This is a genomic window from Bryobacter aggregatus MPL3 (genome assembly GCF_000702445.1).
In the GTDB taxonomy this organism is placed as follows: domain Bacteria; phylum Acidobacteriota; class Terriglobia; order Bryobacterales; family Bryobacteraceae; genus Bryobacter; species Bryobacter aggregatus.
This window is the reverse complement of record NZ_JNIF01000004.1, coordinates 609,537-636,431: the sequence shown is the minus strand read 5'-3', so window position 1 is coordinate 636,431 and position 26,895 is coordinate 609,537. Positions and strand designations below refer to the sequence as shown.

23 protein-coding genes and 1 pseudogene are annotated in these 26,895 nt (G+C 57.6%); 15 read left to right on the top strand and 9 right to left on the bottom strand.

All coding sequences use genetic code 11. The features are described 5' to 3' along the window. Positions 1 to 27 precede the first annotated feature (27 nt). Positions 28 to 1,536 carry an ArnT family glycosyltransferase gene (locus M017_RS0122490; RefSeq protein ID WP_031500459.1) on the top strand — a complete coding sequence of 503 codons (1,509 nt, stop codon included), beginning with the start codon at positions 28 to 30 and terminating at the stop codon, positions 1,534 to 1,536. Between the two features lie 15 nt (positions 1,537 to 1,551). Here M017_RS0122490 and M017_RS0122485 read toward each other — a convergent pair whose 3' ends face one another. Continuing rightward, positions 1,552 to 2,301: a nucleoside hydrolase gene (locus tag M017_RS0122485; RefSeq protein ID WP_031500458.1), complete on the bottom strand. Its 750-nt coding sequence runs from the start codon at positions 2,299 to 2,301 to the stop codon at positions 1,552 to 1,554. Positions 2,302 to 2,305: 4 nt separating this feature from the next. Here M017_RS0122485 and M017_RS28185 point away from each other — a divergent pair, with 4 nt between their 5' ends. From M017_RS28185 to amaB, 6 genes and pseudogenes are all read left to right on the top strand, one after another. Beyond that, complete coding sequence (locus M017_RS28185) at positions 2,306 to 2,680, top strand: hypothetical protein (RefSeq protein WP_051670743.1); 375 nt, start codon at positions 2,306 to 2,308, stop codon at positions 2,678 to 2,680. After that, positions 2,647 to 4,359, top strand: coding sequence for an alpha/beta hydrolase family protein (locus M017_RS29515; RefSeq protein WP_051670742.1), 1,713 nt, complete (start codon positions 2,647 to 2,649; stop codon positions 4,357 to 4,359). Before M017_RS28185 ends, M017_RS29515 begins: the two co-directional genes overlap by 34 nt. Continuing rightward, complete coding sequence (locus M017_RS29985; RefSeq protein WP_238326054.1) at positions 4,326 to 4,694, top strand: alpha/beta hydrolase family protein; 369 nt, start codon at positions 4,326 to 4,328, stop codon at positions 4,692 to 4,694. Before M017_RS29515 ends, M017_RS29985 begins: the two co-directional genes overlap by 34 nt. Further along, positions 4,695 to 5,555 carry a bestrophin family protein gene (locus M017_RS0122475; RefSeq protein WP_031500456.1) on the top strand — a complete coding sequence of 287 codons (861 nt, stop codon included), beginning with the start codon at positions 4,695 to 4,697 and terminating at the stop codon, positions 5,553 to 5,555. A 2-nt stretch (positions 5,556 to 5,557) separates the two neighbouring features. After that, positions 5,558 to 6,118 (top strand): annotated as a pseudogene (locus M017_RS30500) (SPL family radical SAM protein); the annotation flags it as partial. 275 nt (positions 6,119 to 6,393) lie between these two features. Then, positions 6,394 to 7,773, top strand: coding sequence for an L-piperidine-6-carboxylate dehydrogenase (gene amaB, locus M017_RS0122465; protein WP_080508099.1), 1,380 nt, complete (start codon positions 6,394 to 6,396; stop codon positions 7,771 to 7,773). On the opposite strand, the gene M017_RS0122460 is transcribed toward amaB, so the two are convergent. Genes M017_RS0122460 through M017_RS0122445 form a run of 4 tightly spaced genes read right to left on the bottom strand, consistent with a single transcriptional unit; the run spans position 7,735 to position 9,514 of the window. Next, on the bottom strand, positions 7,735 to 8,067 hold the full coding sequence (locus tag M017_RS0122460; protein ID WP_031500451.1) for a hypothetical protein: 333 nt from the start codon (positions 8,065 to 8,067) through the stop codon (positions 7,735 to 7,737). The genes amaB and M017_RS0122460 overlap by 39 nt on opposite strands. A gap of 10 nt (positions 8,068 to 8,077) precedes the next feature. Then, positions 8,078 to 8,656, bottom strand: coding sequence for a GTP cyclohydrolase I FolE (folE, locus tag M017_RS0122455; protein ID WP_080508098.1), 579 nt, complete (start codon positions 8,654 to 8,656; stop codon positions 8,078 to 8,080). A 16-nt stretch (positions 8,657 to 8,672) separates the two neighbouring features. Continuing rightward, positions 8,673 to 9,107 (bottom strand): 6-carboxytetrahydropterin synthase, encoded by a 435-nt coding sequence (locus tag M017_RS0122450; RefSeq protein ID WP_031500446.1) that lies wholly within the window; start codon positions 9,105 to 9,107, stop codon positions 8,673 to 8,675. Continuing rightward, positions 9,104 to 9,514: a 6-pyruvoyl trahydropterin synthase family protein gene (locus M017_RS0122445; RefSeq protein WP_031500444.1), complete on the bottom strand. Its 411-nt coding sequence runs from the start codon at positions 9,512 to 9,514 to the stop codon at positions 9,104 to 9,106. Before M017_RS0122445 ends, M017_RS0122450 begins: the two co-directional genes overlap by 4 nt. A 110-nt stretch (positions 9,515 to 9,624) precedes the next feature. On the opposite strand from M017_RS0122445, the gene M017_RS0122440 reads away from it, so the two are divergent. The 4 genes from M017_RS0122440 (at position 9,625) to M017_RS0122425 (ending at position 15,388) form a co-directional block, all read left to right on the top strand. Beyond that, positions 9,625 to 10,116 (top strand): TlpA family protein disulfide reductase, encoded by a 492-nt coding sequence (locus M017_RS0122440; RefSeq protein WP_051670739.1) that lies wholly within the window; start codon positions 9,625 to 9,627, stop codon positions 10,114 to 10,116. Continuing rightward, on the top strand, positions 10,085 to 11,506 hold the full coding sequence (locus tag M017_RS0122435) for an FAD-binding oxidoreductase (protein ID WP_031500440.1): 1,422 nt from the start codon (positions 10,085 to 10,087) through the stop codon (positions 11,504 to 11,506). Before M017_RS0122440 ends, M017_RS0122435 begins: the two co-directional genes overlap by 32 nt. Positions 11,507 to 11,588: 82 nt before the next feature. Beyond that, positions 11,589 to 14,021 (top strand): PSD1 and planctomycete cytochrome C domain-containing protein, encoded by a 2,433-nt coding sequence (locus M017_RS0122430; RefSeq protein WP_051670738.1) that lies wholly within the window; start codon positions 11,589 to 11,591, stop codon positions 14,019 to 14,021. After that, complete coding sequence (locus M017_RS0122425) at positions 14,018 to 15,388, top strand: DUF1501 domain-containing protein (protein WP_031500436.1); 1,371 nt, start codon at positions 14,018 to 14,020, stop codon at positions 15,386 to 15,388. Before M017_RS0122430 ends, M017_RS0122425 begins: the two co-directional genes overlap by 4 nt. Before the next feature lie 61 nt (positions 15,389 to 15,449). Here the strand turns inward: M017_RS0122425 and M017_RS0122420 are convergent, their stop codons facing one another. Continuing rightward, positions 15,450 to 18,533, bottom strand: a complete 3,084-nt coding sequence (locus tag M017_RS0122420) for a TonB-dependent receptor (RefSeq protein WP_051670736.1) — start codon at positions 18,531 to 18,533, stop codon at positions 15,450 to 15,452. 333 nt (positions 18,534 to 18,866) lie between these two features. On the opposite strand from M017_RS0122420, the gene M017_RS0122415 reads away from it, so the two are divergent. Both M017_RS0122415 and M017_RS0122410 read left to right on the top strand, forming a co-directional pair. Continuing rightward, positions 18,867 to 19,238 (top strand): amidohydrolase family protein, encoded by a 372-nt coding sequence (locus M017_RS0122415; protein ID WP_080508096.1) that lies wholly within the window; start codon positions 18,867 to 18,869, stop codon positions 19,236 to 19,238. After that, on the top strand, positions 19,153 to 20,562 hold the full coding sequence (locus M017_RS0122410) for an N-acyl-D-amino-acid deacylase family protein (RefSeq protein ID WP_080508095.1): 1,410 nt from the start codon (positions 19,153 to 19,155) through the stop codon (positions 20,560 to 20,562). The genes M017_RS0122415 and M017_RS0122410 overlap by 86 nt, the downstream gene beginning before the upstream one ends. Positions 20,563 to 20,614: 52 nt before the next feature. On the opposite strand, the gene M017_RS0122405 is transcribed toward M017_RS0122410, so the two are convergent. From M017_RS0122405 to M017_RS0122395, 3 genes are read right to left on the bottom strand one after another with little or no spacing between them, the layout of a single operon-like run. Further along, the gene (locus tag M017_RS0122405) at positions 20,615 to 22,231 is read right to left on the bottom strand and encodes a Do family serine endopeptidase (RefSeq protein ID WP_035958777.1); all 1,617 of its coding nucleotides are present in this window, start codon (positions 22,229 to 22,231) and stop codon (positions 20,615 to 20,617) included. A gap of 49 nt (positions 22,232 to 22,280) precedes the next feature. Further along, on the bottom strand, positions 22,281 to 23,153 hold the full coding sequence (locus M017_RS0122400; protein WP_031500426.1) for a DMT family transporter: 873 nt from the start codon (positions 23,151 to 23,153) through the stop codon (positions 22,281 to 22,283). Further along, positions 23,150 to 24,388 carry a M20/M25/M40 family metallo-hydrolase gene (locus M017_RS0122395; protein ID WP_035958775.1) on the bottom strand — a complete coding sequence of 413 codons (1,239 nt, stop codon included), beginning with the start codon at positions 24,386 to 24,388 and terminating at the stop codon, positions 23,150 to 23,152. The genes M017_RS0122400 and M017_RS0122395 overlap by 4 nt, the downstream gene beginning before the upstream one ends. 391 nt (positions 24,389 to 24,779) lie before the next feature. Between M017_RS0122395 and M017_RS0122385 the strand changes: the two genes are divergently transcribed. After that, complete coding sequence (locus M017_RS0122385) at positions 24,780 to 25,718, top strand: choice-of-anchor A family protein (protein ID WP_031500423.1); 939 nt, start codon at positions 24,780 to 24,782, stop codon at positions 25,716 to 25,718. A 61-nt stretch (positions 25,719 to 25,779) separates the two neighbouring features. Further along, positions 25,780 to 26,859: a hypothetical protein gene (locus M017_RS0122380; protein WP_031500421.1), complete on the top strand. Its 1,080-nt coding sequence runs from the start codon at positions 25,780 to 25,782 to the stop codon at positions 26,857 to 26,859. Positions 26,860 to 26,895: the final 36 nt, after the last annotated feature.

Here is a 26,895-nt window from a genome sequence, read left to right as displayed (position 1 = left end):
CCTAAAAGGAGAGGGCCACACTTCGGTGTGGCCTTTTTCTTTTGTATCGCCCAAATGACAAGTCCCGCGCGCCCTTCCCTGCGACTCCCTGCAATTCTCGTATTCTCCATTACAAGCTGTCTCACTTGGTTTCTGACCGCTCATCTTCTTTCTCCTAGCATTGATGAGGGCATCTACCTACAGGGCGGACATCGCCTCCTCCAGGGACAGATTCCCTATGTCGATTTTTTCGCATTCACCGGCCCAATAATTTACTGGACAGAAGCAGTATTCGAATTCTTCTTCGGACGGAATATTCCATTCCTGCGGCTGCCAGTGGCGATCTCCATAGGCATGATCGCCACTGGCATACTCTGCCTCGTCCACCGCATCGCGAGCTTGCGTGCTGGACTCTGTGCCGTCGCGCTCTGGTTCACAATCACAATGGACCTCTGGAATCGATTGGAAGTCAACCACCGCTGGTTAAGCATGGCCTTCTACTCGGCTGCTGCGGTTTGCTTCTTCTCTGCTCAACACTTTTCCCGCCGTAACGCTGCACTCGCCGGGGCTTTCCTTTCCCTCGCTTGCTGGACCACCCAGAGCTTTGTATGGCCGCTCTTGATCATTACGATCTATCTTGCAATTCAAGCAAGACAATACCTGCTGCCCTTCCTCACTGGCGCCATGGTCGCGGGTACGATCCCTCTAATCGTTCTCACCGTACAGGGAGCCCTTCTCCCCATGATCGAGAACATGAAGTGGGTCATTGTCAATTACGCAGAAGCGAATCGAGTCGGCTACGGATACTACTTCAATGAGATTCCCCTGCACTACCTGCCCCACATCCTGCTCAGTGTCTGGCTTCCGCCGATCGTCGCTGCACTCGGCCTGCTCTTGATCCTCCTTCGCAAACAACAAGACCTGATCTTCCCCCTCCTCTTTGTTGTCGCGGTTTTTCCTACCGCATTACCGAAGTGGGATGCGCTGCAGTTGATGTTCCTGATGGGGCCATTCCTAGGAATGGCGATTGCGATGATCTGGAAGCAGCTCCCCGAGGCTCTCCTTCCCCCTGCCCAAGCCACGCTGCTAATGCCGGCAGTCTTCCTCCTCGTGCTCATACTTTCGACCTTCGGAAAGAAGATGGACTTCGATTCCCGTGCCGGAAAACTAGTGGGGGACGAACACAGCATCGCATCAGTCCAATCGATTTACGCTGCAATCCCGGAGGGTTCGACCCTGTTTGCCTATCCGTACTTCACAGCGCTCTACCCGTTATTACATGCTGAGAATCCGACTCGGTATGAGTTCCTCCAACCCGGGATGATGACGGCCCAAGATGAGCAACAAGTGCTAGCGGACCTCCACAGAAAGCCTCCTCAGTTCATCTTTTGGTTTTATTTCAGCGATAGTGAAATTCTAAAAATCTGGCCAAATACGAACCCAGCGCGTCTTCATTTCAAAAATATTGAGGAATTTATTCTGCACAGGTATGAACCAGAAATAGAAATTCTTACCTCGAATTTCACGGGAAAAATTTGGAAACTAAAGTCGCCATAACTCGCAGCAGCTCTTCTAAAATCGAAAAGTCTGGGTTAAGAGACCTAGAAAGCCACGGGTGTCGCAGCCTTGCAACACTCTCACCCTCCACCCAGTACTTTCTTGCCGCAGCCTGGCTTTACGATCGGCTTGGATATGGAGCCATTTCTCTGTAAAGAGTCCCGGAACCACAATCCAGGCCGCGGCGATTTCATCCCAGAAATAGCGATCTTTCTCGCGATACGCAGCACGCAACTGCTCCTGTACAGTACCGGCGCCGGGCACCACATCAGGTGTACTACGAAACTGATTCGTCAGGTCCAGCGGGCAGAGCGTCAATGGCACTCCGCTCGACAAGACAGTCCGCAACGCGGAGGGATCCTGAGCGGCATTCCATTCCGCATTCCCTGGAGCGTTCCCCGGCGCCTGAATCGCACCCCCCATCCAGGTCACGCTCTTCGGCTTTTGCTTGGAACGGATCATGGCGGCGACTCGCGTCAGCGGACCGGTTGCCAGAATCTCTTCACCGGCCGGAATCGCATCAACCAGCTTCGCCTCACGTTCTGAGAGTGCATCGAGCAGCATTTGCGTCCGTTGGCGAGCGGTCTGCGGATCCGCAATTCCGTTCGTAATGGTGATCCCCATCACCTTCACATCCGGACTGCGCAAGAGAATCGCGAGCGCGGCAATATCTTCCCAACCGCCATCCTGGTCATGCCAGATCTCCCTCGGCTGTCCATTCCCGCTCATGGCGTAACCGACATGCAGAAAAGTCCGCCGAGACATATCTATGCGACTGCTGCTGTTTGCGCTCACTGCTTTTTCTATCTTCGCCCAGACGGGGTATCAGAACCCCCCAAAGGCGATTCTGGACGTGCTTAACGCTCCAGGAACTCCGACACCCAACGTCAACCCTACCCGGACCCACGTTCTGTTCATGGATATGGTGCGCAACCCAACCATCGCTGACCTCGCCAAGCCCATGCTGCGCCTGGCAGGTCTTCGAATCGACCCGGCCAACTCCGGCCCCCACCTGATTGCTTACGGGCAATCGGCTTTCCTCCAAAAGATCGATGGCGGGCAGGTCACCAAGCTCGACCTGCCCGCTAAGGCCGCTCTCACCGGGCTCCATTGGCCCCGGATGGCCGTTTCTTTTCGCTTCTGAATCATACTCCCAGCAGCCTGGAGCTCTGGATCGGAGAAACGGCAACAGACCGCCTCAAGAAGATCGAGAAGGCTGCGATCAATGCATCCATCGGCGACGCAGTCGAATGGATGCCCGATTCGCGTACTCTGCTCGTCCGGCTGGTTCCTCCCACTCGTGGCAAGATGCCCGAGCAACCCACCACCCCCAACTCTCCTGCAATCCAGGAGACCTCTGGAAAGACCGGCGCCACACCGACCTACCAGGACCTGCTCAAGAACCCCCACGACGAGGAACTCTTTGCCTATTTCGCGCAGTCCCAACTGGCCCTGGTGAACGCAGCCACCGGTCAATTCACAACAGTCGGCAAGCCGGCGCTCATCATCGACCAGCAGCCCTCACCGGATGGCCAACATCTGCTTGTCACCCAGATCCACAAGCCCTTCTCTTATGTGTTGACCTTCGCGAACTTTCCCAAAGAGATTGAGGTCTGGAATCGTTCGGGCCTCATTGAGTACAAGATTGCCAGCGTACCGATGCAGGAACGCATCCCGTTGGGTGGCGTCAGCACAGGCCCGCGCGGTGTCGATTGGAACCCGTCAGAAACAGCCAGCCTCTATTGGGTAGAAGCTCTCGATGGCGGCAATCCGAAGGAGAAGGTTCCCAATCGCGACCGCGTCCTCTCAACCAAGGCGCCCTTCAAGACTGCCCCGGCAGAACTCATCAAAACCAAGGAACGGCTCACCGGAAAGCTGCTCTGGAGCGCCAAGGGCAACGCCCTCATCGTCAGTGACATGGAACGCCAACGCCGCTGGCTGCGCACCATGTTGATCGACCCGAAGAATCCCAGCGCTCCGGCGAAGATTCTCAACGAACGGAATCAGCAGGATCGCTATCGCAATCCCGGCACTTTCCTCACCCAGACCCTACCCAACGGGCAGCGTGTTCTCGCCGAATCGGGCGGCTACTTTTTCCTCACTGGCGACGGCGCATCGGCAGAGGGCGACAGACCCTTTCTCGACCGCCTCGACCCCGTCACCGGCAAGACCGAGCGACTCTTCCAATGCGATGCCGATCACTATGAAACCGTAGTCGCGCTGCTCAGCGACGACGGCTCTCGCTTCCTCACGCGCCGCGAATCCCCCACGCAGGTGCCGAACTTCTTCATCCGCGACAACAAAGGTTCTCTCGATACCTTCACCAACTTCGCGGACCCTGCGCCCCAGCTTCGCGGCATCACCAAGCAACTCGTCAAGTACAAGCGCGCTGACGGCGTGGACTTGAGCTTCACGCTCTATCTCCCCCCGGGCTACAAGCAAGGCACCAGGCTGCCCACCGTTGTCTGGGCCTATCCGGTAGAATTCACCGATGGAGATACGGCCGGGCAGATCTCTGGCTCTACCAAGCGCTTCACCAGCATCACCGGCTACTCCCACCTGTTCTTTCTGCTCGAAGGGTATGCGATTCTCGACGGCGCGACCATCCCCATCGTTGGTTCTCCCGATGAGGCCAACAACACCTATGTTGAGCAACTCACGACATCGGCCAAAGCCGCCATCGACAAGGCCGTAGCGATGGGGGTGACCGATCCCGACCGCGTCGGCGTCGGTGGCCATTCTTATGGCGCCTTTATGACCGCCAATCTGTTGGCTCATACCGGGCTGGCATCGCCCGCTCCGGAGCCTACAACCGCACGCTAACGCCTTTCGGCTTCCAGAATGAGCGCCGCACCTTCTGGGAGGCCAAGGACACCTACCTCAAGATGTCGCCCTTCCTGATCGCAGACAAAATCAAGGAGCCCCTCCTTCTGATCCACGGCGAGGCAGACAACAATACCGGCACCTTTCCGATCCAATCCGAACGCATGTACCTGGCGATTCGAGGGAACGGCGGCACGGTACGCTATGTGACGCTTCCTCATGAGGCACACGGCTATGCAGCCAAGGAGAGCACCGAACACGTTCTTTACGAACAGATCCAATGGTTCGACAAGTACGTCAAGAAGGCTCCTCCGCGAGTGCTAGGCTCAAATTGATTGATCACCTACGACCCTCATAAGTGGCTCGACCACTTCTTCGATATTCGCGGCTCGCTGGTCAAAGAGATCAGCGGCCGCGTTCTCATTTGCGTTTTCTGGTCTGCAGGCGTCGTCTATTTTGACAAGAACTATCACGACGTCAATATTTCCTCGCTGCTCCATACGCTCGTCGGCCTGGCTCTTTCGATGCTTCTTGTTTTCCGCACCAACGCATCCTACGACCGCTATTGGGAAGGCCGGAAGCTCTGGGGCGGGATCGTCAATGAGACGCGGAATCTGGTACGGCAGGCCACAGTGCATCTCTCTGGCGAGCGGGATTTGGTTGTACATCTGGCGCAACTCAACGTCGATTTTGCCGCAGCCTGCATGTACCATCTGCGCGGGGCAAAGATCGCTGGAATGCTGGAATCCCAACACCCGCCCCTGACGATTGCCACGCAGATGACCTTCGCGCTCCAGGAGGCCCGGCGGCGTGGGGCCATCACCGACATCATTCTTGCCAGCATGGACCAGAACGTCCAACTCCTGATTGACTACCTCGGTGGCTGCGAGCGCATCCGCAAAACTCCTCTGCCCTTTGCCTATGTGGTCCACCTGCGGCGCGCCTTGGTGGTCTATTGCTTCTCGCTCCCCTTTGCGTTGGTCGACACCTACGGTTGGGCGACGGTCCTCGACACGCTGGTCATCAGCTACGTCTTCTTTGGCATTGAAGAGATCGGCGTCGAGATCGAAGGTCCCTTTGGACTCGACGAGAACGATCTGCCCTTAGAGGACATCTGCACCACCATCCGCCACAATCTGTTTGCTCTGGTGGAGCTCGAACATTCGGAGCCGGACAAGATGCCGGAGGGCTTATAGCGATGCGGCTCCTCCCCATCCACGAGACCAAGGCCCGCCGGATTCTATCGCCGGTTTCCGGGTTCCTCAAGGAAGCAGGCTTCACGCACTCGCTCACGCCCGCGCGCAACTGCACCTACGGCTGTTCTTATTGCTATGTCCCCACGATGCGCATCCAGGCCGGATTGAAACCAGAGGACTGGCAGCATTGGGGCGAATTCACCACCTATAAGACGAACACGCCGGAACTACTGGCACGCGAGCTGCGCGACGACCAGTTGATCTATTGCTCGCCGCTTACCGATCCCTACCAGCCCGCCGAGATCACCCAGGAGATCATGCCGAAGATCCTCGAGCAGATCTACATCCATCCCCCCAAACTCTTCGTGCTGCAGACCCGCTCGGCAAACATCCTACGCGACGTCCAGCTGCTACAGGCCGTCGCCGAGCACACGGACTTGCGCATCAGCTTCTCGCTCACCACCGATGACGATCGCATCCGCAAGATCTTCGAGCCGCGTTGCGAATCGATTCCCGATCGCCTGCGGACGATTGCCGCGCTGCGCGAGGCCGGCTTGAATGTCTACGCGACGCTCGCGCCGATTCTGCCCTGCGACCCGGCAGCACTGGCGAAGATGGCCGTCGAGGCGACAGACAATCCCATCATTGGAGACCCCTTCCACATCCGGGCGAGCAAACCCAATGGAGCCACCACGCGCGAGGCAGCACTGAAGATTCTCGACCACTATGAGCAGCCGCAATGGGCCGAGCCGGGCTTCCAGCAGCGCTTGGTCGAAGTGTTAGACCATGAGATCAGGGCTCTCGGGCGCAGCTTTGCCGTCGGTCCGGAAGGCTTCTCATGCTTGACAAAATCCAGTTTGCCACCCGCGAAGACTATGAAAGCACGGTTCTCGCCGCCCTCGCCGCCTTTGAAAAGTGGAGGCTCGTCCCTGCCCCGCAGCGAGGGGCCATCGTCCGCGAAATCGCGGAAGCGCTCCGCGCGAACAAAGAAGAGCTAGGTCGTCTGGTCGCCCTCGAGAGCGGCAAGATACTCCAGGAGGGCCTGGGAGAAGTGCAAGAGATGATCGATGTCGCCGACTTCGCCGTTGGCCTCTCGCGCCAGCTCTACGGCCTGACCACGCACTCCGAGCGGCCCGGCCACCGGCTCTACGAGCAGTGGCATCCGCTCGGCCCGGTGGGCGTCATCACCGCCTTCAACTTCCCGGTCGCCGTCTGGGCCTGGAACGCGTTGATTGCCGCCGTCTGCGGCGACACGGTCATCTGGAAACCATCGGAGCTGACGCCGCGCACCGCCGTCGCCATCCAGGAGATTGTCGCTCGTTGCGCCCCACCCGGAGTCTTCAGCCTGCTCATCGGCGACGTGCCCACCATCGGCGAGGCGATGCTTGACGATAAGCGCCTGCCACTGATTTCGGCAACGGGCTCCAGCCGCATGGGCAAGATTGTCGCTGAGCGGGTGGGACGCCGTCTGGGCCGCACGCTCTTGGAATTGGGCGGCAACAACGCAATCATCGTCATGCCCGATGCGGACATGGATCTGGCCTTGCGCGGCTGCCTCTTTGCCGCAGTGGGCACCGCCGGACAACGCTGCACCAGCCTGCGCCGCCTCTTCCTACATCGCTCGATTGCGGAACAGTTTCGCGCCCGTCTGATCGAGGCTTACGGCCATGTCCGGATCGGAGATCCGCTCGACCCGGCAACGCTGATGGGTCCGTTGATCAACGCGCAGGCCGTAGAAAACTACCTGACGGCGGTGACGCGGATTGCTGCCGAAGGCGGAGCCATCCTCTATGGTGGCAAGGTGATCCAAGGCAACTTCGTCGAGCCGACCATTGCCGCCTCCAAACATGAGATGCCGATCGTGCACGAGGAGGTCTTTGCCCCGATTCTCCACACGATCGTCTTCGATCACCTCGACGAAGCGATTGCCTGGAACAACGAAGTGCCGCAAGGCTTATCGAGCGCAATCTTCACGACAAACTTGAAGTCGTCGGAGGCCTTCCTGTCGGCTCGTGGTTCTGATTGCGGCATCGCCAATGTCAACATCGGAACCTCTGGCGCTGAAATCGGCGGGGCCTTTGGCGGCGAGAAGGAAACAGGCGGCGGCCGCGAGTCAGGCACCGATTCGTGGAAAGCCTACATGCGGCGGCAGACGGTGACGATCAACTATTCGGACGAACTACCGCTTGCTCAGGGCATCCGCTTCGGCTTGGGATAGGGTGACCAATTCCTTGTCCATATCCTGCCAGCTTGAAATCATATCGATCAGGTGCAAGGCGCCCAGCTTCATACACCAGAAATCGGTGATCGGATGTTCGAGCTTCATCAGTACCGGAAGCGGCAGGGCGACAATCTTTTCCTGGGCTTCGCCATCGCACTCGATTTCCCACTTCGTATCGACCGTGTCCGCATGACGGATGGAGATTGCATTCTGCTGCCAACGGAATGTGATCTTCCAGGTACGGCCAAAGGGATCGGGGCCAGTCTCGAAGTTGCGGAAGTTTTCGACCATCAAGGTTAGGCTAACGCAAGTTCGTACGCATCAGCGCGAGGAATTCGTCCTTGGACGCCTTGTTGTTGCGAAACTCGCCCAGCATCGCTGAGGTGATCGTAGAACTCGACTGTTTCTCCACACCCCGCATCATCATACAGAAATGTTGCGCCTCGCTGACCACCGCGACACCGCGCGGCTCGAGGATCTCCATCAGCGTCTCGGCAATCTGCTGTGTGAGCCGTTCCTGCACCTGCAGGCGGCGGGCAAAGGCATCGACAATCCGAGGAATCTTGCTCAAACCGATGATCTTCTCGTTTGGCAGATAGCCGACATGCACCTTCCCGAAAAAGGGCAGCATGTGGTGCTCACACAGCGAGTAGAATTCGATGTCCTTCACCAGAACCATGTCGTCGTTCTCGGCAGCGAACAGCGCGTTATTCACGATCTGGTGAATGTCCCGCTGGTAGCCGCTGGTGAGAAACTTCAGTGCCTTCTCGGCACGCAGAGGAGTCCGCACCAGACCTTCCCGGCCTGGATTCTCGCCCAGATCCTTCAGGATCTCCTCATACATGTCCCCGATCGGACCTCGTTCCTCAGACTTCTTCATCTCCACTGTTCCCGCGTTATTCCCTAACTTCATCTGCTTCCATCTCAAATCGATTGTTCTTGGTCTCGTGAATGCGAATCCGCTCAAAGCGCACAGATTGCTCTGGAAAATGAGCGGGCCAGCCGGCATCGATCAATTTTGCCAGAACGAGCGCAAGATTCTCGGTGGTGGGCACCAATCCATTGAGCTCTTTCAATTCTGCATTCAGATCCCGGTGTTGCACATGCGGAAGAATTTCCTGATGCATCAAACGATCGAGGCGCTTACGCTCCACGATCATCCCCGTCACGGGGTCCGCTTCGCCGCGCACCGTGAGTTCAATCCAATAATTGTGCCCATGCCCAAAGGGATTGTTGCACTTTCCATAGATCTGCTGGTTCTCCCGCTCGCTCAGCGAGGCAGCATGCAAGCGGTGCGAGGCTGAAAACGGATATCGGGTGGTTAAAGTCATTCGCCTCGATACTCCACATAAAGATGCTCTGTCTCATACAGGCGCACTTCGTGCAAGCTCACGGTGGGCGTTGAGAAATGAGGCACGATCCGGCGCCAGATCTCCATCGCAATGTTCTCCGGAGTGGGCACGATATGGTCGAAGGGCGGAACCTCCGCATTCAGATCGCGATGGTCCATCGGATCGACCACTTCGCGATGCAACACTTCCTTGACGTCCTTCAGATCGACGATCATGCCGGTAACGGGATCCACTTCCCCGCTCAGCGTGACCTCGAGGACATAGTTATGCCCATGACTGTAACGGCTCGCCTCGGGGCCAAAGACAGCCTGATTCTGTTCGTCTGTCCAACCGGGGACAGCGCAACGATGAGAAGCCGAGAATTCAACCCGGCGAGTGATCAACATTTTTATCCAATTTAAGAGATGTTCGACGTACGGCTCGCGATTCCCTAAAATGGGAGTACATGGCAAATGCCAAGGCGTCCGCGCCCTCTTCTCCATCATCGCGAATTTATTTGATCGGTATCGCGCTCACTCTCGCGGTGATGTTCTACATCATCGCGGACACCTTGCGCGAGAAGATCGTCAACCAGGGAGATCAGGCGACCGCCTTCTCCGTCACCACCGATCGAGGCAAATCGATCTCCCTCTCCAACTTCCAAGGCAAAGTTCTGGTTTTAAACTTCTGGGCCGCCTGGTGCAAGCCGTGTGTCGATGAGATGCCGTCGCTGAACCGGTTTGCGCAGATCATGGCTCCCGAAGGAGTGACCGTGCTCGGCATCTCCGTCGACCACGATGAAGCGAAGTACAAGAAGTTCTTGAAGGATGCAAACATCCAGTTCGAGACCTATCGCGACGGGAGTGCATTGATCCCCGCGTCATATGGCACCTACAAATACCCGGAGACCTATATCATCGACAAGTCCGGCAAAGTGGTAGAGAAGATGATTGGCGAAGAAGCCTGGATGAACCCAAATGTCATTGCCCGTATCCGCAAGCTCCTTTAAACAACTGCTGGGAGACCGCGCCGTCCTCGACCGCGCTGAAGATCTGACGCTCTATGAGTACGACGGCGGTGTCGACAAGCACAAGCCCGATCTGGTCGTCTTTCCGCGTACTCGGGAGCAGGTCAAGGCCGTGGTAGACCTGGCCCGCAAAGAGAATCTACAGTTTGTCGGCCGCGGCGCCGGCACCGGACTCTCCGGTGGCGTAATCCCCCGCTACGGCGGCGTGATGGTGAGTTTTGCGCGCATGAATCAGATCGAAGAGATCGATCTCCCCAATGAGCGCATGCAAGTGCAGCCGGGTGTCGTGAATCTCGATGTAACGCTGGCCGTGCAGCGCGACGGCTATTTTTTCGCGCCAGACCCCAGTTCGCAGCGTGCCTGCACGATTGGCGGCAATGTCGCCGAGAACGCGGGAGGGCCCCACACGTTGGCCTATGGCGTCACCACGAATCACGTCTTAGGCCTTCACGTATTGATGCCCGACGGCACCTCCTTTGAGACCGGTGGTCCGGAGCAGGATCTGCCCGGCTACGATCTGACGGGAATCATCACCGGATCAGAAGGCACCATGGCGCTGGTTACCGGCGCGACGTTGCGGCTGATGCGCCAGCCGGAACTGGTCAAGACCGTCCTCGCCATCTATAACACCACCGAGGATGCGGCCAATACGGTGTCTGAGATTACGGCGCGGGCGATCACGCCGGTGGCGGTGGAGATGCTCGACGGCGAGATGCTGCGCATGGTGGAAGAAGCAACGCATGCTGGTTATCCGCTCGACGCACAAGCCGTATTGCTGATCGAGATGGAAGGACTGACGGAGGCCGTCGAAGAACAGGTGGAGCAGGTTCGCCTGGCTTGCGAGGCTTGCCATTGCCGCGAGTTCCGAATCGCAAAAGACGCCACGGAGCGGGATCTGCTGTGGAAGGGCCGCAAGAACGCCTTTGGCGCTGTGGGCCGGATGAGTCCGTTCTACTATGTGCAGGACGGCGTGGTGCCGCGGACCAAGATTACTGAAACGCTGCTCGAGATCTATCGCATTGGCGAGAAGTATGGATTGAAGATCTCCAACATCTTCCACGCGGGTGACGGCAACATGCACCCGATCATCTTGTTCGATGCCCGGATTCCGGGCCAACTCCGCGCCGCACAACTGGCAGGCGATGAGATTCTCGCCTACTGCATTTCAGTAGGTGGCTCGATTACCGGCGAGCATGGTGTCGGCATGGAGAAGATGGAACTGATGGCGCAGCAATTCTCCGATGACACGCTTGAGATGATCAAGGACTTCAAGAATCTGTTTGATCCGGAGTGCCGCTTGAACCCTGGGAAGCTGTTGCCGCTCGGCAAGTGCTGCGGAGAGATCCATCAGAAGCCTGGGACGACCTTCTAGGAGAGATCTGTAGTTTCCGCCCGACCGAATCGATATAATTTCATTCAGAAATCCCTTTCTGACAGGGACTTTGAGGAGCTGAATGAATCGACGCCTGCTGTTCCCTTGGCTTAGCTTGGCGATCTGCGCGCCATTGGCAGCACAAGACTCCGATCTCGCCTTTTTTGAATCAAAAATTCGCCCTGTGCTTGCCAGTAAATGCTATGGCTGCCACTCCTCGAAGCTTAAATCGCCCATGGGTTCGTTCCGTGCCGATACTAAGGCTGGAATCCGCAGCGGCGGAGCCTCTGGTCCCGGCCTGGTAGTCGGCAAACCGGACGAGAGCTTGCTGCTCAAAGCGCTGTCTTATACCGACACCCACCTGCAGATGCCGCCTTCCGGCAAGCTGCCGGAGGCAGTGCTCGCCGACTTCCGGCAGTGGATTGCCGCGGGCGCCGTCGATCCGCGAGCCGAAATCGCCGGCGCCACCGCCGCACTGAAGGGAATGTCCGTCGAGGATGGCAAGAAGTGGTGGGCCTTCCAGCCCCTGCAGACGACGTCACAGAACTCGATCGACGCCTTCCTGCTCGCCAAGCTGCAAGCCAAGGGTCTCGGCTTCTCTCCCCCAAGCGACGCGCGAACCCTCGTGCGCCGCGTCTATGTCGATCTCGTCGGCTATAAACCGAGCTATGAGGAAGTAGAAGCCTTTGCCGCCGACACAAAGCCTGATGCCTACACGCGGCTCATCGACCAATTGCTCGCCTCTCCCCGCTATGGAGAACAGTGGGGCCGCCACTGGATGGACGTCGCCCGTTTCGGCGAAGACAATCCGACCGGCGAGGCAACCAATCCCGGCTATCCCTATGCCTGGCGCTATCGGGATTGGATCATCGACGCGATCAACAAAGACGTTCCCTATGACAAGTTTGTGAAGCTGCAGCTGGCAGCAGATTTGATTCCCGGAACGCCTCGCGAAGACCTGCGGGCCCTCGGTTATCTGGGAGCCGCGCCGGTTTACCATAAGGATCTTCGCTTGTCGGAACAAGTGATCGGCGGCTTTTTCAGCGACGATCTCGATGAACGTGTGGATGCCGTATCACGCGGCCTCTTAGGAATGACCGTCGCTTGCGCCCGCTGCCACGATCACAAATTCGATCCGATCCCGACCAAGGACTATTACGGCCTGGTGGGTGTCTTTGCTTCGACCATGCGAGCCCAGCGCCCGCTCTTTGAGGTGCCCCCCGAGGTCGAGCAACGCTTTGCCTGGCTGCAGAACCGGCTCTTTGATTTGCGCTATCTCGCCAATCTGTTGACCGGAGAAGCCTCAACAGTAGTGGGCTCCGAGGAGCGCGTCGCCAAGTGGAAGCTGGAGATTGAGCAGCTGAAAACCGAAGCGCTCAGCTACCAGGAGAAGTATCCCAAGCTCGTGCAGAATCTCGAAAGGTATTGGAACTTTGCTCCTCGTCCGCCGGCCGGAGCGCCGGCCGATCCCGCTGCTGCAGCGGCGGCGGCAGCAGCGGCACGGGCCCGGCGTCAAAACCAGACTTCGACCGAACCCTTCATGAATGCCGTCTTCGAGGCGGCTCAGTATATCGATGGCAGCGATCCGCAGGTGACGATCATCCATTACAAGACCGGCGAACCGAGAGACTTTCCGGTATTGCGCAGTGGCAATTACGCCAGCCCTGGCGAGGTGGTGCCCCGGCACTTTCCGGCGGTTCTGGCCCAAAGCGATCCGAACTTCAAGAATGGATCGGGACGACTGGAACTCGCCGAAAAGATCTTCACCGACTCGGCACCACTGGCGGCGCGTATCATTGTGAATCGCGTCTGGGGTTGGCACTTCGGCAAGGCGCTGGTAGGTACTCCGAGCGACTTCGGTGTCCAAGGCGAAAAACCGACCCATCCGGAATTGTTGGACAATCTCGCTGCGGATTTCATCCGCCATGGCTGGTCACTGAAGTGGCTGCATCGGGAGATCCTGATGTCACAGGCCTATCGCCAGTCGAGCCAGCCGCGTGCGGCCGGATTGCAGGCAGACCCCACCAACGCACTCCTTTGGCGTATGAATCCGCGACGGCTCGATGTGGAGGCGTATCGCGATACGCTGCTGCGCAGTTCCGAACGGCTGGACGAGAAGATGTACGGGCCGTCTGAGGATGTCTCTGCAGCAACCAATCTCCGGCGAACCGTCTACGCGCGTGTGAGCCGGGGCCGGATGAGTCCGCTGTTGAAGAATTATGACTTTCCGGACCCGATGCAGACCGCAGGCGGGCGCGAGTTGACGATCACCCCCCTGCAACAACTGTTTGTCCTGAATAGCGCCTTTGTCCACGAAGCTGCCGGAGCGCTAGCGGCCAGCGTTGCAAAGGAGACCGACCAGAGCGCTCAATTGAAAGCGCTCTTCCGCAAGATTCTGAGCCGCGAGCCAACCGCAACAGAATTGGATCGCGCCTTGACCTATCTGCAGGGTGGCAGCGTAGAGCAGTACGCCCAGATTTTGCTGGCAACCAATGAGGAGATCTTCTGGCCATGATGCAACGACGATCACGGCGCGACTTGATGCGCCATATGTTTGGCGGCTTGGGTTCTGTCGCACTGACCGAAATCTTCGCGCGCGAAGAAGCAGCGGCGGCGAGCTTGCATCACTATACAGGACCTCGGACCCCGGGCAAGGCAAAGCATGTCATCAGCCTTTGGCTGACCGGCGGCCCCTCGCAAGTGGACATGTTCGATCCCAAGCCCGATCTGTTGAAGTATCAAGGGCAGAGACCGGGAAGTGTCGATTTGCGAACCGAACGGCAAACTGGTGGGCTGCTGCCGACCTCGTTTGAGTTCAAGAAGCGTGGGCAGAGTGGGCTCGAGATCAGCGACATCCTTCCCCAGTTGGCATCGGTCGCCGATGAGCTTTGCGTCATCCGGTCGATGTACTCCTTCAACCCGACGCACACGCCGGCCTTGAGCCTCTGGTTCACCGGCAGTATTCTGCTGAACCGGCCGTCGATGGGTTCTTGGATGTCCTATGGACTGGGCTCGGAGAATGAGAATCTGCCTTCCTTTGTTGCGCTCGCGCCTGGAAATGGCGGTGGGCTGGGCGGTTCGGCAACACGCGCCGGTTTTCTGCCCGCCGAGCACCAGGGAACTCCCTTTGAGATTGGATCTGTCGAGCCGGAGAAGATGATTCCGGATCTGCAGAACAAGTGGCTTGACAGCGCCGCGCAACGCAAGCAACTCGATGCAGTGCAGGCGATGAATCGCGATTTCTCAAAGGGCTTTGGCGAGGATGAATTTCTGGAGGGGCGCATCCAATCGATGGAGGGAGCCTATCGGATGCAGTCAGCGGCAATGGACGCCTTCGATGTGCGGAAGGAGTCAGAGGCGGTGCGCACGGAGTATGGGATGAACAACTCGGGCAACGGCTGCTTGCTCGCCCGCAGACTGGTGGAGCGTGGCGTACGCTATGTCCATGTTGGTCTGGGGAACTGGGACGACCATAAGGATCTGCCCGAGAACTACCGCAAGAATTGTCCGAGCATGGACCAGGCGGCGGCAGCCTTGATTCGCGACTTGAAGCGGCGGGGCTTATTGGATGAAACCATTGTCGTCTGGGGTGGTGAGTTTGGCAGGACGCCCGTCTCAGAGAGTGGTACGGGGCGCGATCACAATCCTTATGGCTACACGATGTGGGTAGCTGGCGGTGGCTTCCGGCGTGGGATTGCTTATGGAGCCACCGATGATTTCGGGTTCAAGGCTGTAGAGAATCGAGTGTCCATTCATGACCTGCACGCAACGATGCTCTACGCAACGGGAATGGATCACACAAAACTGACACATCGTTATGCAGGGAGAGATTTCCGGCTCACCGACGTGTTCGGAGAGGTTGTGAAGGGGATTCTCGTTTAGCTGTTGCAGAAATAAAAAAGGCCCGATCCGTACGGATCGGGCCTTTTCGTTTGTGAGTGAACTAGAACGAGTAGCGGACGCCCATCTCGCCAGCAAAGGCCTTCGGAACCAGGTTCGAAGCGCCTGCATACCAGCCGTTGGGGGTCTGGAAAGCTGCACCCGAGGTGATCGTCGGGTTGAAGGACGCGCCATAATTTGCCCGGTTCGTCAGGTTGAAGAACTGAGCAAGGAACTCGAGGCGATTCCGTTCTCCGAACTGGAAGAACTTCGAGACACGGAGATCGACCTGGAAGTATTCCTGGCCGCGAACCGTGTTATAGTCGACCATCTTGAGAGTGCCGTTGGCAACACCAGCGCGCAGAGCGGCGGAGTTGGTAGCGATCCCATTACGCACCGTATACAGGTAGTCGGTGGGGTTGTTCACAGGAACGACAGCTCGGTTTGTGCCGTTGCCGCCACCCTGACCGAGCCAGGTGCTGCCCTGATTGATCGAGTAAGGCTTCGGAGTCGCTGCAACGATGACAGGAGCCAACTGGATTCCCCAGGGGAGAGAAAAAATGGCTGTCACGGTGGCGCGATGACGTTCGTCATTCGGAGCCGGGCCAAAATCGCTCAGTGCAAAGATGTTGCGAGCGTCAGAGGCGACGTTACCGAAAGCGGCCGGACCACCAGCCCAAGCAACAGCCTTCGAGAACACATAATTCGAGTTCACGGAGAAGCGCTTGTTCAGGCGGCGGCGATAGGCGAGGTTGAGCCCGTCATAACGCGAACGGCCAATCGAACTTTCGACAATGATCTGGCCCAGACGGGGGAGACCGGCGGCATCAAAAGCAGCATCGTAAGGACGGCTAGCGCCGAGTTCCGGACGCTGGTAGTTGATATTCTGGCGCTTCGCTTCGCGAAGGCCGAGTACCTTGATGACTTCAGCTTCAAATACGTTGTTCGCATTGATCTGCCATGCATAACCAACATTCCATTGGTGGTTATAGGGGTTGGCAAAGTTGGGGTCCACCAGACGGCCCACGGAACCAGCGGTCAGGATGGTCGAACCATTGCCGATTGCCGGGAAAGGATCGACGCCATAACGGAACTGCGTCAAGGGAAGACCGGTGCTCGGAACGATTGAAGCATTCGGATCATTCCGGCCAGTGGAGGTGAGGTTCAGCGTTCCGGTGTAGACGGTGTTATTCGCCTGCTGCTCCATAAAGAGCGGGATGTTCGCAAAGGTCTGGCCAAAGTACATGCCGTAACCACCGCGGAGGATGTGGGTCCCCTGGCCGGTGAGGTCATAAGCAAAGCCAACACGGGGGCTGAAGTTGTTCATGTCCGTGTGGGGCAGACCAGCGGCATAAGAAGATCCGACAGCCTTCAGATACTGATAGGTACGGCTTGCAGATTGGATATTCGCACCCTGAAGGTTGATATCGACGTCCCAACGGACACCGAGATTCAAGCTGAGGCGGCGGGTGACCTTCCAATCGTCCTGGAAGTAAACACCAAACATCTGAGCATCTTTGCTCTGGAAGTAGGGGTTGCCAGAGGAACCGGTCATGGAGGTGATCGCGCCAGGAGTGGCGAAACCATTGGGATACAGGGTCTGGTTGGTCGTAATGACGCTGGGCAGATCCTGGAAGACCAACTGCAGCGTCGAGGAGGTGGCGAACATACCGCCCAGTTTCGGCAGGGTGACGTAATCAAAACCAGTCTTCAGCGTGTGGTTGCCCTTGGTGTAGGAGAAGTCATCGCGGAACTGCCATTTCTTCTGGAAGCTCTGTTGTGGCACATTGGCATTGGTTCCGAAGGTAATACTGCCCGGGAAGGTGACGTTCGGAACCTTCAGATCAGAGTTGATGAGGTTGTTCCAATATTGGAAGCCGGCGGTGAAGGTATTCACCGCACGAGGAGAAAACACCGACTGCAGCGTCGCGTTGGCCAGAATCAATTGATTCGTAGTAAAGTTGCCAGCGGTGAGGTCGCTATTGCTGGTGACCTGATCGTTCAGCCCTCTGTTCGACTGGTTCGTATAGGTGACGAAAAAGTTGTGGTTCTGGCTGATGCGGTGGTCAAGACGTCCGGTGTAGCGTTGGTCGTTGTACGGGGTTCCGATCGAGGCCACCGGTTTCGCGCCGAGTCCGGCATTGGCGGCAATGGTGAGCTCACGAATAGCGGCAGCAGTGATGCCAACCGAGGTTTCTTCGCGTTGCCGTTCGATCGCGAAGAACACAAAGGTTTTATCCTTCTTGATCGGAGCGCCAACGGAGCCACCATAGATCTGGCGGGAGATGGCGGGAGTCGGATTACCACCGGCCTTGGAAAGTGCGTCATTTGCAGTGAGTGCGGTATCGCGGAAGAAGCCAAACAGCGAACCATGAATGACATTGGAGCCGGATTTGGTGACAACGTTCACCGCGGCACCTTCGCTACGGCCATTGGCAGCCGAGAAGCGCTGGGTGGAGATATTGAATTCTTCAACGGCTTCCATTGGAAGCTGCATCACAGGACCACCGATGGTGTTGTCCTTGTTGTCTACACCATTCACGGTGTAGTTGATATTGCGGCCTGCGCTACCGTTAATACCGATGACAGCGACGCGGTTTTTGGTAGGATCATAGGAATTGACCAGTTTTGCACCAGGAGCAAGAACTGCAAGATTCGCAAAGTCGCGACCGTTGGTGGGGAGCGCCTGCACTTCCTTCGGCGAAATCGCCAAAGAGACGTCTGTTTTCACGACGTCGAGGAGCGGCGCAGCTTCCGCGTTTACAGTAACGACTTCAGCCTGAGCCTTAGGAGTCAGTACAATGGGATAGCTGCTAACGCGACCAACCGCAACTTCTACATTCTTGAGTTCTACACGAGCAAAGCCCGCAGCTTCAATTGTGATCGAATAGTTGCCGGAGGCGATCTGGTCAAAGCGATAGTTGCCAGCGCTGTTCGAGGTGGTCTCGCGAGTTTGATTGGTTGCCGTGCTGGAGAGCTTGACCGTGGCGCCTGGAACGCCTGCATTGGAGGCGTCGGTGACGTTGCCTTCAATAGTGCCAGTCGCCGTTGCCTGCGCGTAGACAGTAAACGGAGACCCGATCAGAAGTAGTAAAGCAAGAAGTCCGAGATACGCAGGTATGCGTCCTACGGAAGAGGGGATTTTCATTAAAATTTATTCCCTTAACCTTTCCCTGAAGTCCGTTCGTCTCTGTGAAAATTGAGAGACAAATCGATATCTATCAGTCTGCACCAAAAATCGACATCATTCAATCATGATCTCTTCATGGGACAGTAACAATTGATCCCAAATGTGTGGCGAGACGGCGGCTTCCGCCTACAATTTCCCTATGCGCGGGATTCTTTTGTTGGTGTTTGCCGGACTCCTTGGCGCTCAGTCACAGCCATATGACTTGATCGTGACGAATGCGCGAATTGTGGATGGGAGCGGCGCCCCTGGTATTACGGGGACCTGGCCGTCAGCGGGGACAGGATCGTACGGGTGACACCCCGGGGGATTCTCGCTTCCGCCCCAACCGCAAAGCGTATCGATGGGGAAGGACGGCTGGTGTTGTCCCCGGGCTTTCTCGATATCCAGTCTCATTCCCGGGATGCCCTGTTGCAGGGCGATGGCCGCGTCGTTAGCAAAGTATCCCAAGGCTTCACAACAGAGATCATGGGCGAAGGCAGCTCAAATGCGCCGGCCAATGCGCTGAACAGTACCGAGGGCGATGCAAGTTTCGCCGGCCCGCATGGCTTTGATCGCTGGTTGCGGGCGATGAAGGCGCATGGCTCAAGTGTCAACTTCGGCTCCTTTGTCGGGCAAGGCACGCTGCGGGCTTACGGCAAAGGGATGGCGGCGGGCAAGGCGTGAGGCGCTGCTCAGCGGGGACGGGCGGCTGATCTCGAAGCTGACCCAGGGCATCACCACCGAGATCATGGGCGACCAGGCTGACTCGAAGTTCCGGGGTCCGCACAGCTTCGATCGATGGCTACGGGCCATGGAGGCTCGTGGCTCGTCGGCCAACTTCGGATCCTTCACCGGTGGCGGCACGATCCGGGCTTTCGGCAAGGGATTTGCGATGGGAGAATCGGGCCCGGCAGAGCTCGCAAGCATGCAGGGAGCGCTACGCGAAACGATGGAGGACGGCTCCTTCGGATTGGCCACGGCCTTGATCTATCCACCGGGCAGCTATGCGTCCACCGAAGAACTGATTGCCTTGGCCAAGACGATGGCGCCATTTGGGGGACTGTATATCTCGCACATCCGCAGCGAAGCGGAAAAGCTGCTCGAGGCGCTGGCAGAGACGGCGCGGATCAGCCAGGAAGGCGGCGTTCCGGCGGAAGTTTATCACCTGAAAGCAGCAGGGCGAAAGTACTGGAAGCTCATGGATCCGGCGATCGAGTTCCTCAACCAATCTCGCGCCCATGGTATCGATATCCAGGCGAATCTCTATCCCTATGAAGCGTCCGGCACAGCCCTGACGGCGATGCTCCCCGACTGGTCCGCCGCCGATGGAAAGCTCTGGGCGAACCTCGACAACGCTGACACCCGAAAGAGAATTGCCGCTGAGATGTTGCAGAACAACAAGGGCCGCGATCCCGATCTGGTGCAACCGATCGGACTCACCAAGACAGCGAATCTGCAGTACAAAGGCATGCGGCTGAACCAGATTGCCGCGCAAATGCAGCTTCCCTGGCCTGAGGCCGTCATGGCACTGCTGCGCAGTGAACGGCAGACAATTTCAACCATCTATTACACGATCAACGAGGCGAATATCGCGAAGCAGTTGCAGCAGCCCTGGATCAAGGTGGCGACCGATTCCGGTGGTGTCGATCCGGCCGTCACCAAAGGACCGACGCATCCCAGGACCTATGGCACTTACCCGAGAGTGTTGGGCTTCTACGTGCGGGAGTTAAAGACGATTGGACTCGAGGATGCAGTCTTCAAGATGAGCAGCAGTGTCGCGACAAGATTGTCGCTGCACGATCGCGGGCTGCTGCGGCCCGGCCTGTGGGCAGACCTCGTCGTATTCGATCCGGCAAGCGTCAAGGATGTCGCCACCTTTGACAGTCCCAACCGCCTGTCCACCGGCATCCGGCAAGTGGTGGTGAACGGCGTTGTGGTCGTAGACAAGAATGTTCATACCGGAGCCAAGCCGGGCAAGCTGCTGCGCGGACCGGGTTATCAAAAATAGAGATGCCCGCCTTTTGACGGGCGGGCATCGTGTGCTTCGCTTGTCGTGACGCTTAGTCGCGTGGGAGCGTACCGCTCAGCCAAATGCCTTGGGCTGGGCCAGTTACACCTTTCCGGCTTCCAGGCGCGGCACGCATGACGCGGAAGGCCACCGCATCGCCAGGCTTGAGAGTCGCCTGGATGCGCTTGACATCGTCCACGCTCCCAACCGGCTGGCGGTTGATCGAAACGATGACGTCACGATCGGCCACTCCGATTTCTTCCGAGAAGCTGCCCGGAACCACGCGCGTCACCTGGACACCGCGCTTCTCAGGGATGCCAAGCTTTTCGGCTTCCGCTTCTGGAAGGTTCGCAATCATGATTCCGAACTGAGCGCTCTGCTGGCTATTCTGAGCCGCATCGTCAGGGCGCTTGCCCATGCCGACAATTGGATTGTCTGCATAGAGCTGCTGGCGATCTTCGATGGCAACATCGAAGTTCATCTTTTTGCCTTGACGATCCACTTCGATCGAGGCCTTCGATCCAACCGGCAATTCGCTGACCTTGGCGATCAATTCATCACCGTTCTTCACCAGCGCACCGTTCACGCGGGTGATGATGTCTTCCGCCTTCAGACCAGCACGGGCCGAGGGGCCATTGGCCACTACTTCGGTCACTGGAACGCCGCCGTCCAGCTTGAATGCCTTCATGAGCGTGGGGTCCATCGTACGGGCAAATTGGACGCCGATGCTACCGCGGGTGACACGGCCAGAGCTGATGATCTGGTTGTACACCTTGACCGCCATGTTGACGGGCAGTGCAAAACCGATGCCTTCATAGCCGCCGGTACGGGTTGCAATCATCGTGTTGATGCCGATCACTTCGCCGCGCGAATTCAGCAGCGGGCCGCCGCTGTTGCCGGGGTTGATCGCAGCATCGGTCTGGATGAAGCGCTGGAAGGCCTGTGCGCCATTGAAGTCGCGGCCCTTGGCGCTGACAATACCAGCGGTGACCGTTGCATCGAGACCAAAGGGAGAACCGATGGCGATGGCCCAGTCGCCCACTTCCACGGCGTCACTATTGCCAACCGGAAGCGGAGTGAGAGGAGTACCCGAGCTGATCTTGATGACCGCAAGGTCGGTTTCCTTATCGAAACCAATGACGCGGGCTTTGTATTCCGCGGAATCGTTGTGGAGCTTCACCGTGATCTTGTCGGCGCCATCTACCACGTGAAAGTTCGTGATGATGTAGCCGTTCTTGTCAACGATGAAACCGCTACCGGTGCCCATCCGCTTCGGGCTGGGCATCGCGCCGCCCATACCACCCTGACCCTGGGGACCATTGCGGAAGAAGCGGCGGAACAATTCCATCTGATCGTCTTCGCCATCGGCTTCATCGTCCGGAGCGGGACGTCCGCGGCGTTGGGACATCGAGGTGTTCTGTTTCCCCTCGTCGACCGTGTTGATATGCACAACGGAGTTCTCAGCTCGCTTGGCAAGCTTGGCGAACTCATTTTGAATGAGCACGGGACTCGGAACCACAAGTGGTGTCGCATCGGGCGCAACCTGTTCCTTACCCGCTTTTACGCCCGTGGTCAGCACGGTGCCGATCAAAATTCCGACGGACAAAGTGACCAGCAGCATACTGAATCCGAGGAATCGCTGTTCCCGCATTCTGCTGAAGATATTCATAATTGTTCTTTTCCTATCCTTCTGAAGAAGACTTCTAATTATTACTATGCTAACGCTCGCCTCGGGGTTTCAATTCCGCAAGAAGAACACCAGTGAAAACCAACGCCGCGCCGATCCAGGCACGCGCGGAAAGACGCTCATCCAGGTAAAAATAACTCGCAATGCCTGCAAATACAGGTTCCGTGGCAAAGACCAGTGCCGCGCGTGATGCGGAGGTTTGCCGCTGGCCCCAGCTTTGCAGCAGAAATGCCACCACCGTTGCTCCGAGAATTGTGATCGCAAAGGCCCAATACAATCGCGGAGTCATGACCAGATAACTCGGACCATCCAATCTGAGAAAGGCAGCGATGGAGGCAAGGATCGCAGTCGCACTCACTTGCAACCAAGCCAACCAGGCAGTTTCACCAGTGTCTGCAAAATGCTTGACCATCACAATTTGAACAGAGAAGACAAGAGCACAACCCACCGTGAGCCCGTCCCCGAAGTTCATCGTAAAACTGGAGGGATCAAAACTCATGAGGGCGATTCCACAGCTTGCTAAGCCTACTGCAATCCGCTCACGCCACCCGGTCCTGACTCCATAGACGGCGGAGGCGACAAAAGGTACCAACGGGATATACAACGAAGTCAGGAAGCCGCTATTGGACGCGGATGTGTATTTGAGTCCCACGGTCTGGAGAATCATTCCCACCCCCAGACAGGCACCGGTGGCAAGACCGCCCCACAGCATCCGCCGCGATGGCATGCGCCGTTCCTGAAGAAACACGATGGGAAGAAGCAAGAGCGCCGCAACCGCGAAGCGAATCGCGAGATAGAGAATGGGGCTCGCATCGGCAAGAGCATCCTTGACAACAACAAAGGTGCTGCCCCAGAGCATCGCCGCCGCCACGAGAGCGAGTTCCGCTCGCGCGCGGAGCGTCAAGCCGCTCGCAGGAGTTGGCAGAGCGCCAGGTAGATGCGGCGCAGTCCGAGTTCCCTGCCCTCGGGGTGATACCATTCCCCCTCGCTGTGCGCACCGCCACCGGAGCCACCGGCCCCGATCGAAACAGCTTCAAGTCCCATCGAGAGAGGAATATTCGCGTCCGTCGAGGCGCAGTCCAGACGGGAAGAGATGCCGAGGTGCTCATCCACCTGGCGCATGGTTTCCAGCAGACGCGAAGTAGCCAGCAGATGGCCTCCAGGCCGGGAACCGATTTCGCGGATCTTTGCCGTCAGCCGGCCACTCCCACGCATGGCCACAACGCGCTCATTTTCTAAGACCAGCGCGCGCTCCACACAATCGGTGAGCAACTCGGCGAGTTCATCCAACACCTCGCCACTCTCGCTGCGGAGGTCGAGCTTTGCGCGAGCGGAAGCTGGAATCGAATTGATGCTGGTACCGCCATCGATCAGGCTGAAGTTCGCTGTACTGCGTCCGTAACGGGTTTGCAGAAAGCCAGCGCGCCGCCCGTGGCAATCGAGAAAGTCGGCAATCGTGCGGCTCATGGCGTGAACGGCATTCGGATTCCCAGCATCACTCCAACTGTGACCGCCCGGACCGGAAAAGACGACTTCGAAACGCCGGCTTCCCAGTGCCTGGGTGGTGAGATGTTCGACGCCGGGCCCATCCAACACGAGAAAAGCCTGGATGCGTTCTGCGAGGTTACTTTGCCGGCAAAGGTATCGCATGCCGCTCAGGTTTCCCTCACCCTCTTCACCAACATTGGCAACCAGCATGAGGCCTGCTTGCGACTTGTCGGGAGGACGGAGTGCGTATTGCCGCGCAACCGAGAGCAACCCCGCCAGACCGGCGCCGTTGTCTGCCACTCCGGGGCCAAGAAAACGCCCGTCCGGAGCCACGCGAATATCGTCCGCATTGCGCGGCGACAATACCGTATCGAGATGAGCAGTCACCGCAACCCAGGGGCCTCGCGATTCTTCGGGACGTGTGGCGACCACATTGCCGGCCCGGTCGATGCGAGCTTCGTAGCCAAGGGCTTCCAGTTGGCCGATCATCCACTGTGCGCGCTTCTCTTCAAAGAAAGTGGGCGCAGCAACACGGCAAAGCTCCAGGTGCTTCTCATTGGTCCAGGATCGCTCGCGGCCAAAGTTCCGAAGAGCTTCCGCAACGTTCGATTCCTGAGACAGGTCCTTTAGGGCTCGGCGAGGGCGAAACATCGAAAAGAATCAGCCTCTATGATCCCACGCTTACACAATTCGTGACGAAGAACTCGTTTTGTATTAAAAAGCACACTTCCCCACATCCAGAATTTGGCGTTTCGGGGCGATAGTTTGGCACCAGGAGAGCGAGAAATGATAGGACGCGACAAACTTTAGTCCAAGCAGCACCTAGGACTTCACCACCTTTCTTCAAACGGACAACCTCAAGTCCATGATCAAGATACCTATTGATTCCAAAGCAGTTCCAGGATTTCCTCGAATCCGGAGCCGGAATAGTCCAGAAGGAAATGAGAACAAAACTTCATCAACGTCGTACTGTACCAATTCAGTAGGTAACCGTACTGTTGTGGGATTGTGCGGATTGACCCAGAACAGGCACCTTAGATACATGAGTAGTGTTTCTAAGGTCATTTTCAATCTTGCCCTTGTATTGCTTAGTACGGGCGGATCACTCCGCGCGACGTCGATTCTAAGTGTTGGCGATTTCAACCTTTTTGTATTTGGCAATCTGACACAAGCCAACACCGATGTCCAAGGCCGGGTCGCAGTTGGAGGGACGGCGAGCGTCACCAACTTCGGAATTGGCACTTCGCTGTCTCCAGACCCGAGCCGGTTGGATCTCGAAGTGGGTGGATCGTTGAGCTGGACGAATGGTCAGCTTTTTAATGGCAGTGGCATCTATGGCGGGTCAGCTGCGCTCACGAGCGTCGGCGTGCCGAATGGGACGATTACCAACGTAGTTCCGAACATCAACTTCGCGCAGGTCAAGACTGAGGAGACAAATTTGTCCGCCTATCTGGCAGGGCTCAGCGCCATCACCGCTACAGCGACCCCGTGGGGCGCGCTGACCTTAACCGGCACCAACGCTTCCCTCAATGTTTTCAACGTTTCCGCAGGCGTACTGAGTGGGATCAATACGTTCACTTTCAACGTCCCCACCACCTCCACCGTCATCGTCAACATTGCAGGAGCCACCAACAGCCTGCAAAATGCGGGGATGAACCTGAACGGGCTGAGCAAGACACAGGTGATCTATAACTTCTACGAGGCAACCGCCCTGACAGTCCAGGGAATCAGTGTACAGGGTTCGATTCTTGCCCCCAACGCAACACTCAACTTCAACAATGGCAACATCGAAGGCCAAGTGATTGTGAACAACCTGCTGGGTGGCGGCGAGACTCACAACTACATTTTCAATGGCACCATTCCGACCGGAAACATCGGCACGATGGACCCCAGTGCGGTTCCGGAACCCTCCACCGCATTCGCCGGTGTGATTCTTGTGGCGATGGGCGCGTGGTTACGGCAACGGCGCAAGTTAAACTAATAGCTTCTCTTTGCGTTTTCCTACTGTACCCGTTCCTGGATTCAAAGCTACTGCCGCTGGCATGTTCCTTTTTGGGCATATCAGCGGCATGGCTGTTTTAAATGGCTATGTTCAGACCCGTAGCGGGCTAAGTCTTCCGCAATTTGGACTGGTTCTCGCCACCGGCGCGGTCACCGCCCTACTGGTGAATCTTTATCTGCGTCACAGCGGCAAGCGACTCTCCGGTTCGACGGGTTTGCTGCTCCTTACCGTTGCTTCCTGGCTCCCATTACTCGCCCAAGGCTTGTGGCCCTTGCTAGTTGCCTACTCCGTCCAAGGAGCGGCTTCGCGCATTGCGCTGGCGGGGCTGTATCGCGCAGTAACGTCGATCCAGCGGCAAAGTCTGACGCTGTCGGTCAACGTCAATGCCACATTGATTCTCGAGTCTCTGGCGGGCTTTGGACTAGGGGAATCCTTTCTCATGAATGCTCTCGTCACCGAGCTGACGGGAGAGGCATTGTGGGCCTCGACGCTCACGCTTTTTCTGGGCGTGCCCATCGCCTGGTGGCTCAAGGGAAGATTGCCGGTATGGGAAGGAATGCCAACAGCACCTCCCGCCGCAATCCGGCCCGAGGTAGCCGCGCCCATTGGCGTCGCATTTGCCGCTTACTGCGCCGAAGTCTTCACCATTACGCAGGCAACGGCCTGGTCCAGTGTCCTGGCAACGAGTGTCCGGGCAGGAAAAATCGCATTGTCACCGCTGATGGCCGCAGGATTGCTCGCGGGAGTGTTCTGGATGGTAGTGGGTACGGTGCGCTTTACAACGGGCTTGCGGGAGACTGTCGATCTGCGTCGCGTGGTGGCAGTGGGCAACGTGCTCTGCATTGTGGCGGTATTGGGTTCGATGTGGAACCCGAACAATGCCTGGTCTCTGATGGCCTGCTATGCGCTGCTTGGGGCGGGAATCGCCTGCTTTGTTCCGTTTGCGCTGCAGATGATCTCCATGCACCGCAGGGCTGGGGAGTTTGCCGACCGGCTGGCCTTACTCGGACCGGTGATGAGCGTATCGGTCCACCTGATTACCGGGAACTTCGCGGCCTGGCGGGAATACTTTGTCCTGGCGGCACTGTCGGCCACCCTCTTTGCAGCCGTACGGAAATAGAAAGATCCCCAGCTTGGCATCGCAGTTGCGTGCCCA

What these genes read in the sequence shown, in the direction of transcription:
- M017_RS0122485 (WP_031500458.1), bottom strand. Translation starts at nt 2,301, where the DNA reads ATGTCTCGGCGGACTTTTCTGCATGTCGGTTACGCCATGAGCGGGAAT.
- M017_RS28185 (WP_051670743.1), top strand. Translation starts at nt 2,306, where the DNA reads ATGCGACTGCTGCTGTTTGCGCTCACTGCTTTTTCTATCTTCGCCCAG.
- amaB (WP_080508099.1), top strand. Translation starts at nt 6,394, where the DNA reads ATGCTTGACAAAATCCAGTTTGCCACCCGCGAAGACTATGAAAGCACG.
- M017_RS0122460 (WP_031500451.1), bottom strand. Translation starts at nt 8,067, where the DNA reads ATGGTCGAAAACTTCCGCAACTTCGAGACTGGCCCCGATCCCTTTGGC.
- folE (WP_080508098.1), bottom strand. Translation starts at nt 8,656, where the DNA reads ATGAAGAAGTCTGAGGAACGAGGTCCGATCGGGGACATGTATGAGGAG.
- M017_RS0122450 (WP_031500446.1), bottom strand. Translation starts at nt 9,107, where the DNA reads ATGACTTTAACCACCCGATATCCGTTTTCAGCCTCGCACCGCTTGCAT.
- M017_RS0122445 (WP_031500444.1), bottom strand. Translation starts at nt 9,514, where the DNA reads ATGTTGATCACTCGCCGGGTTGAATTCTCGGCTTCTCATCGTTGCGCT.
- M017_RS0122435 (WP_031500440.1), top strand. Translation starts at nt 10,085, where the DNA reads ATGTCATTGCCCGTATCCGCAAGCTCCTTTAAACAACTGCTGGGAGAC.
- M017_RS0122430 (WP_051670738.1), top strand. Translation starts at nt 11,589, where the DNA reads ATGAATCGACGCCTGCTGTTCCCTTGGCTTAGCTTGGCGATCTGCGCG.
- M017_RS0122425 (WP_031500436.1), top strand. Translation starts at nt 14,018, where the DNA reads ATGATGCAACGACGATCACGGCGCGACTTGATGCGCCATATGTTTGGC.
- M017_RS0122420 (WP_051670736.1), bottom strand. Translation starts at nt 18,533, where the DNA reads ATGAAAATCCCCTCTTCCGTAGGACGCATACCTGCGTATCTCGGACTT.
- M017_RS0122410 (WP_080508095.1), top strand. Translation starts at nt 19,153, where the DNA reads ATGGCTCAAGTGTCAACTTCGGCTCCTTTGTCGGGCAAGGCACGCTGC.
- M017_RS0122405 (WP_035958777.1), bottom strand. Translation starts at nt 22,231, where the DNA reads ATGAATATCTTCAGCAGAATGCGGGAACAGCGATTCCTCGGATTCAGT.
- M017_RS0122395 (WP_035958775.1), bottom strand. Translation starts at nt 24,388, where the DNA reads ATGTTTCGCCCTCGCCGAGCCCTAAAGGACCTGTCTCAGGAATCGAAC.
- M017_RS0122385 (WP_031500423.1), top strand. Translation starts at nt 24,780, where the DNA reads ATGAGTAGTGTTTCTAAGGTCATTTTCAATCTTGCCCTTGTATTGCTT.
- M017_RS0122380 (WP_031500421.1), top strand. Translation starts at nt 25,780, where the DNA reads ATGTTCCTTTTTGGGCATATCAGCGGCATGGCTGTTTTAAATGGCTAT.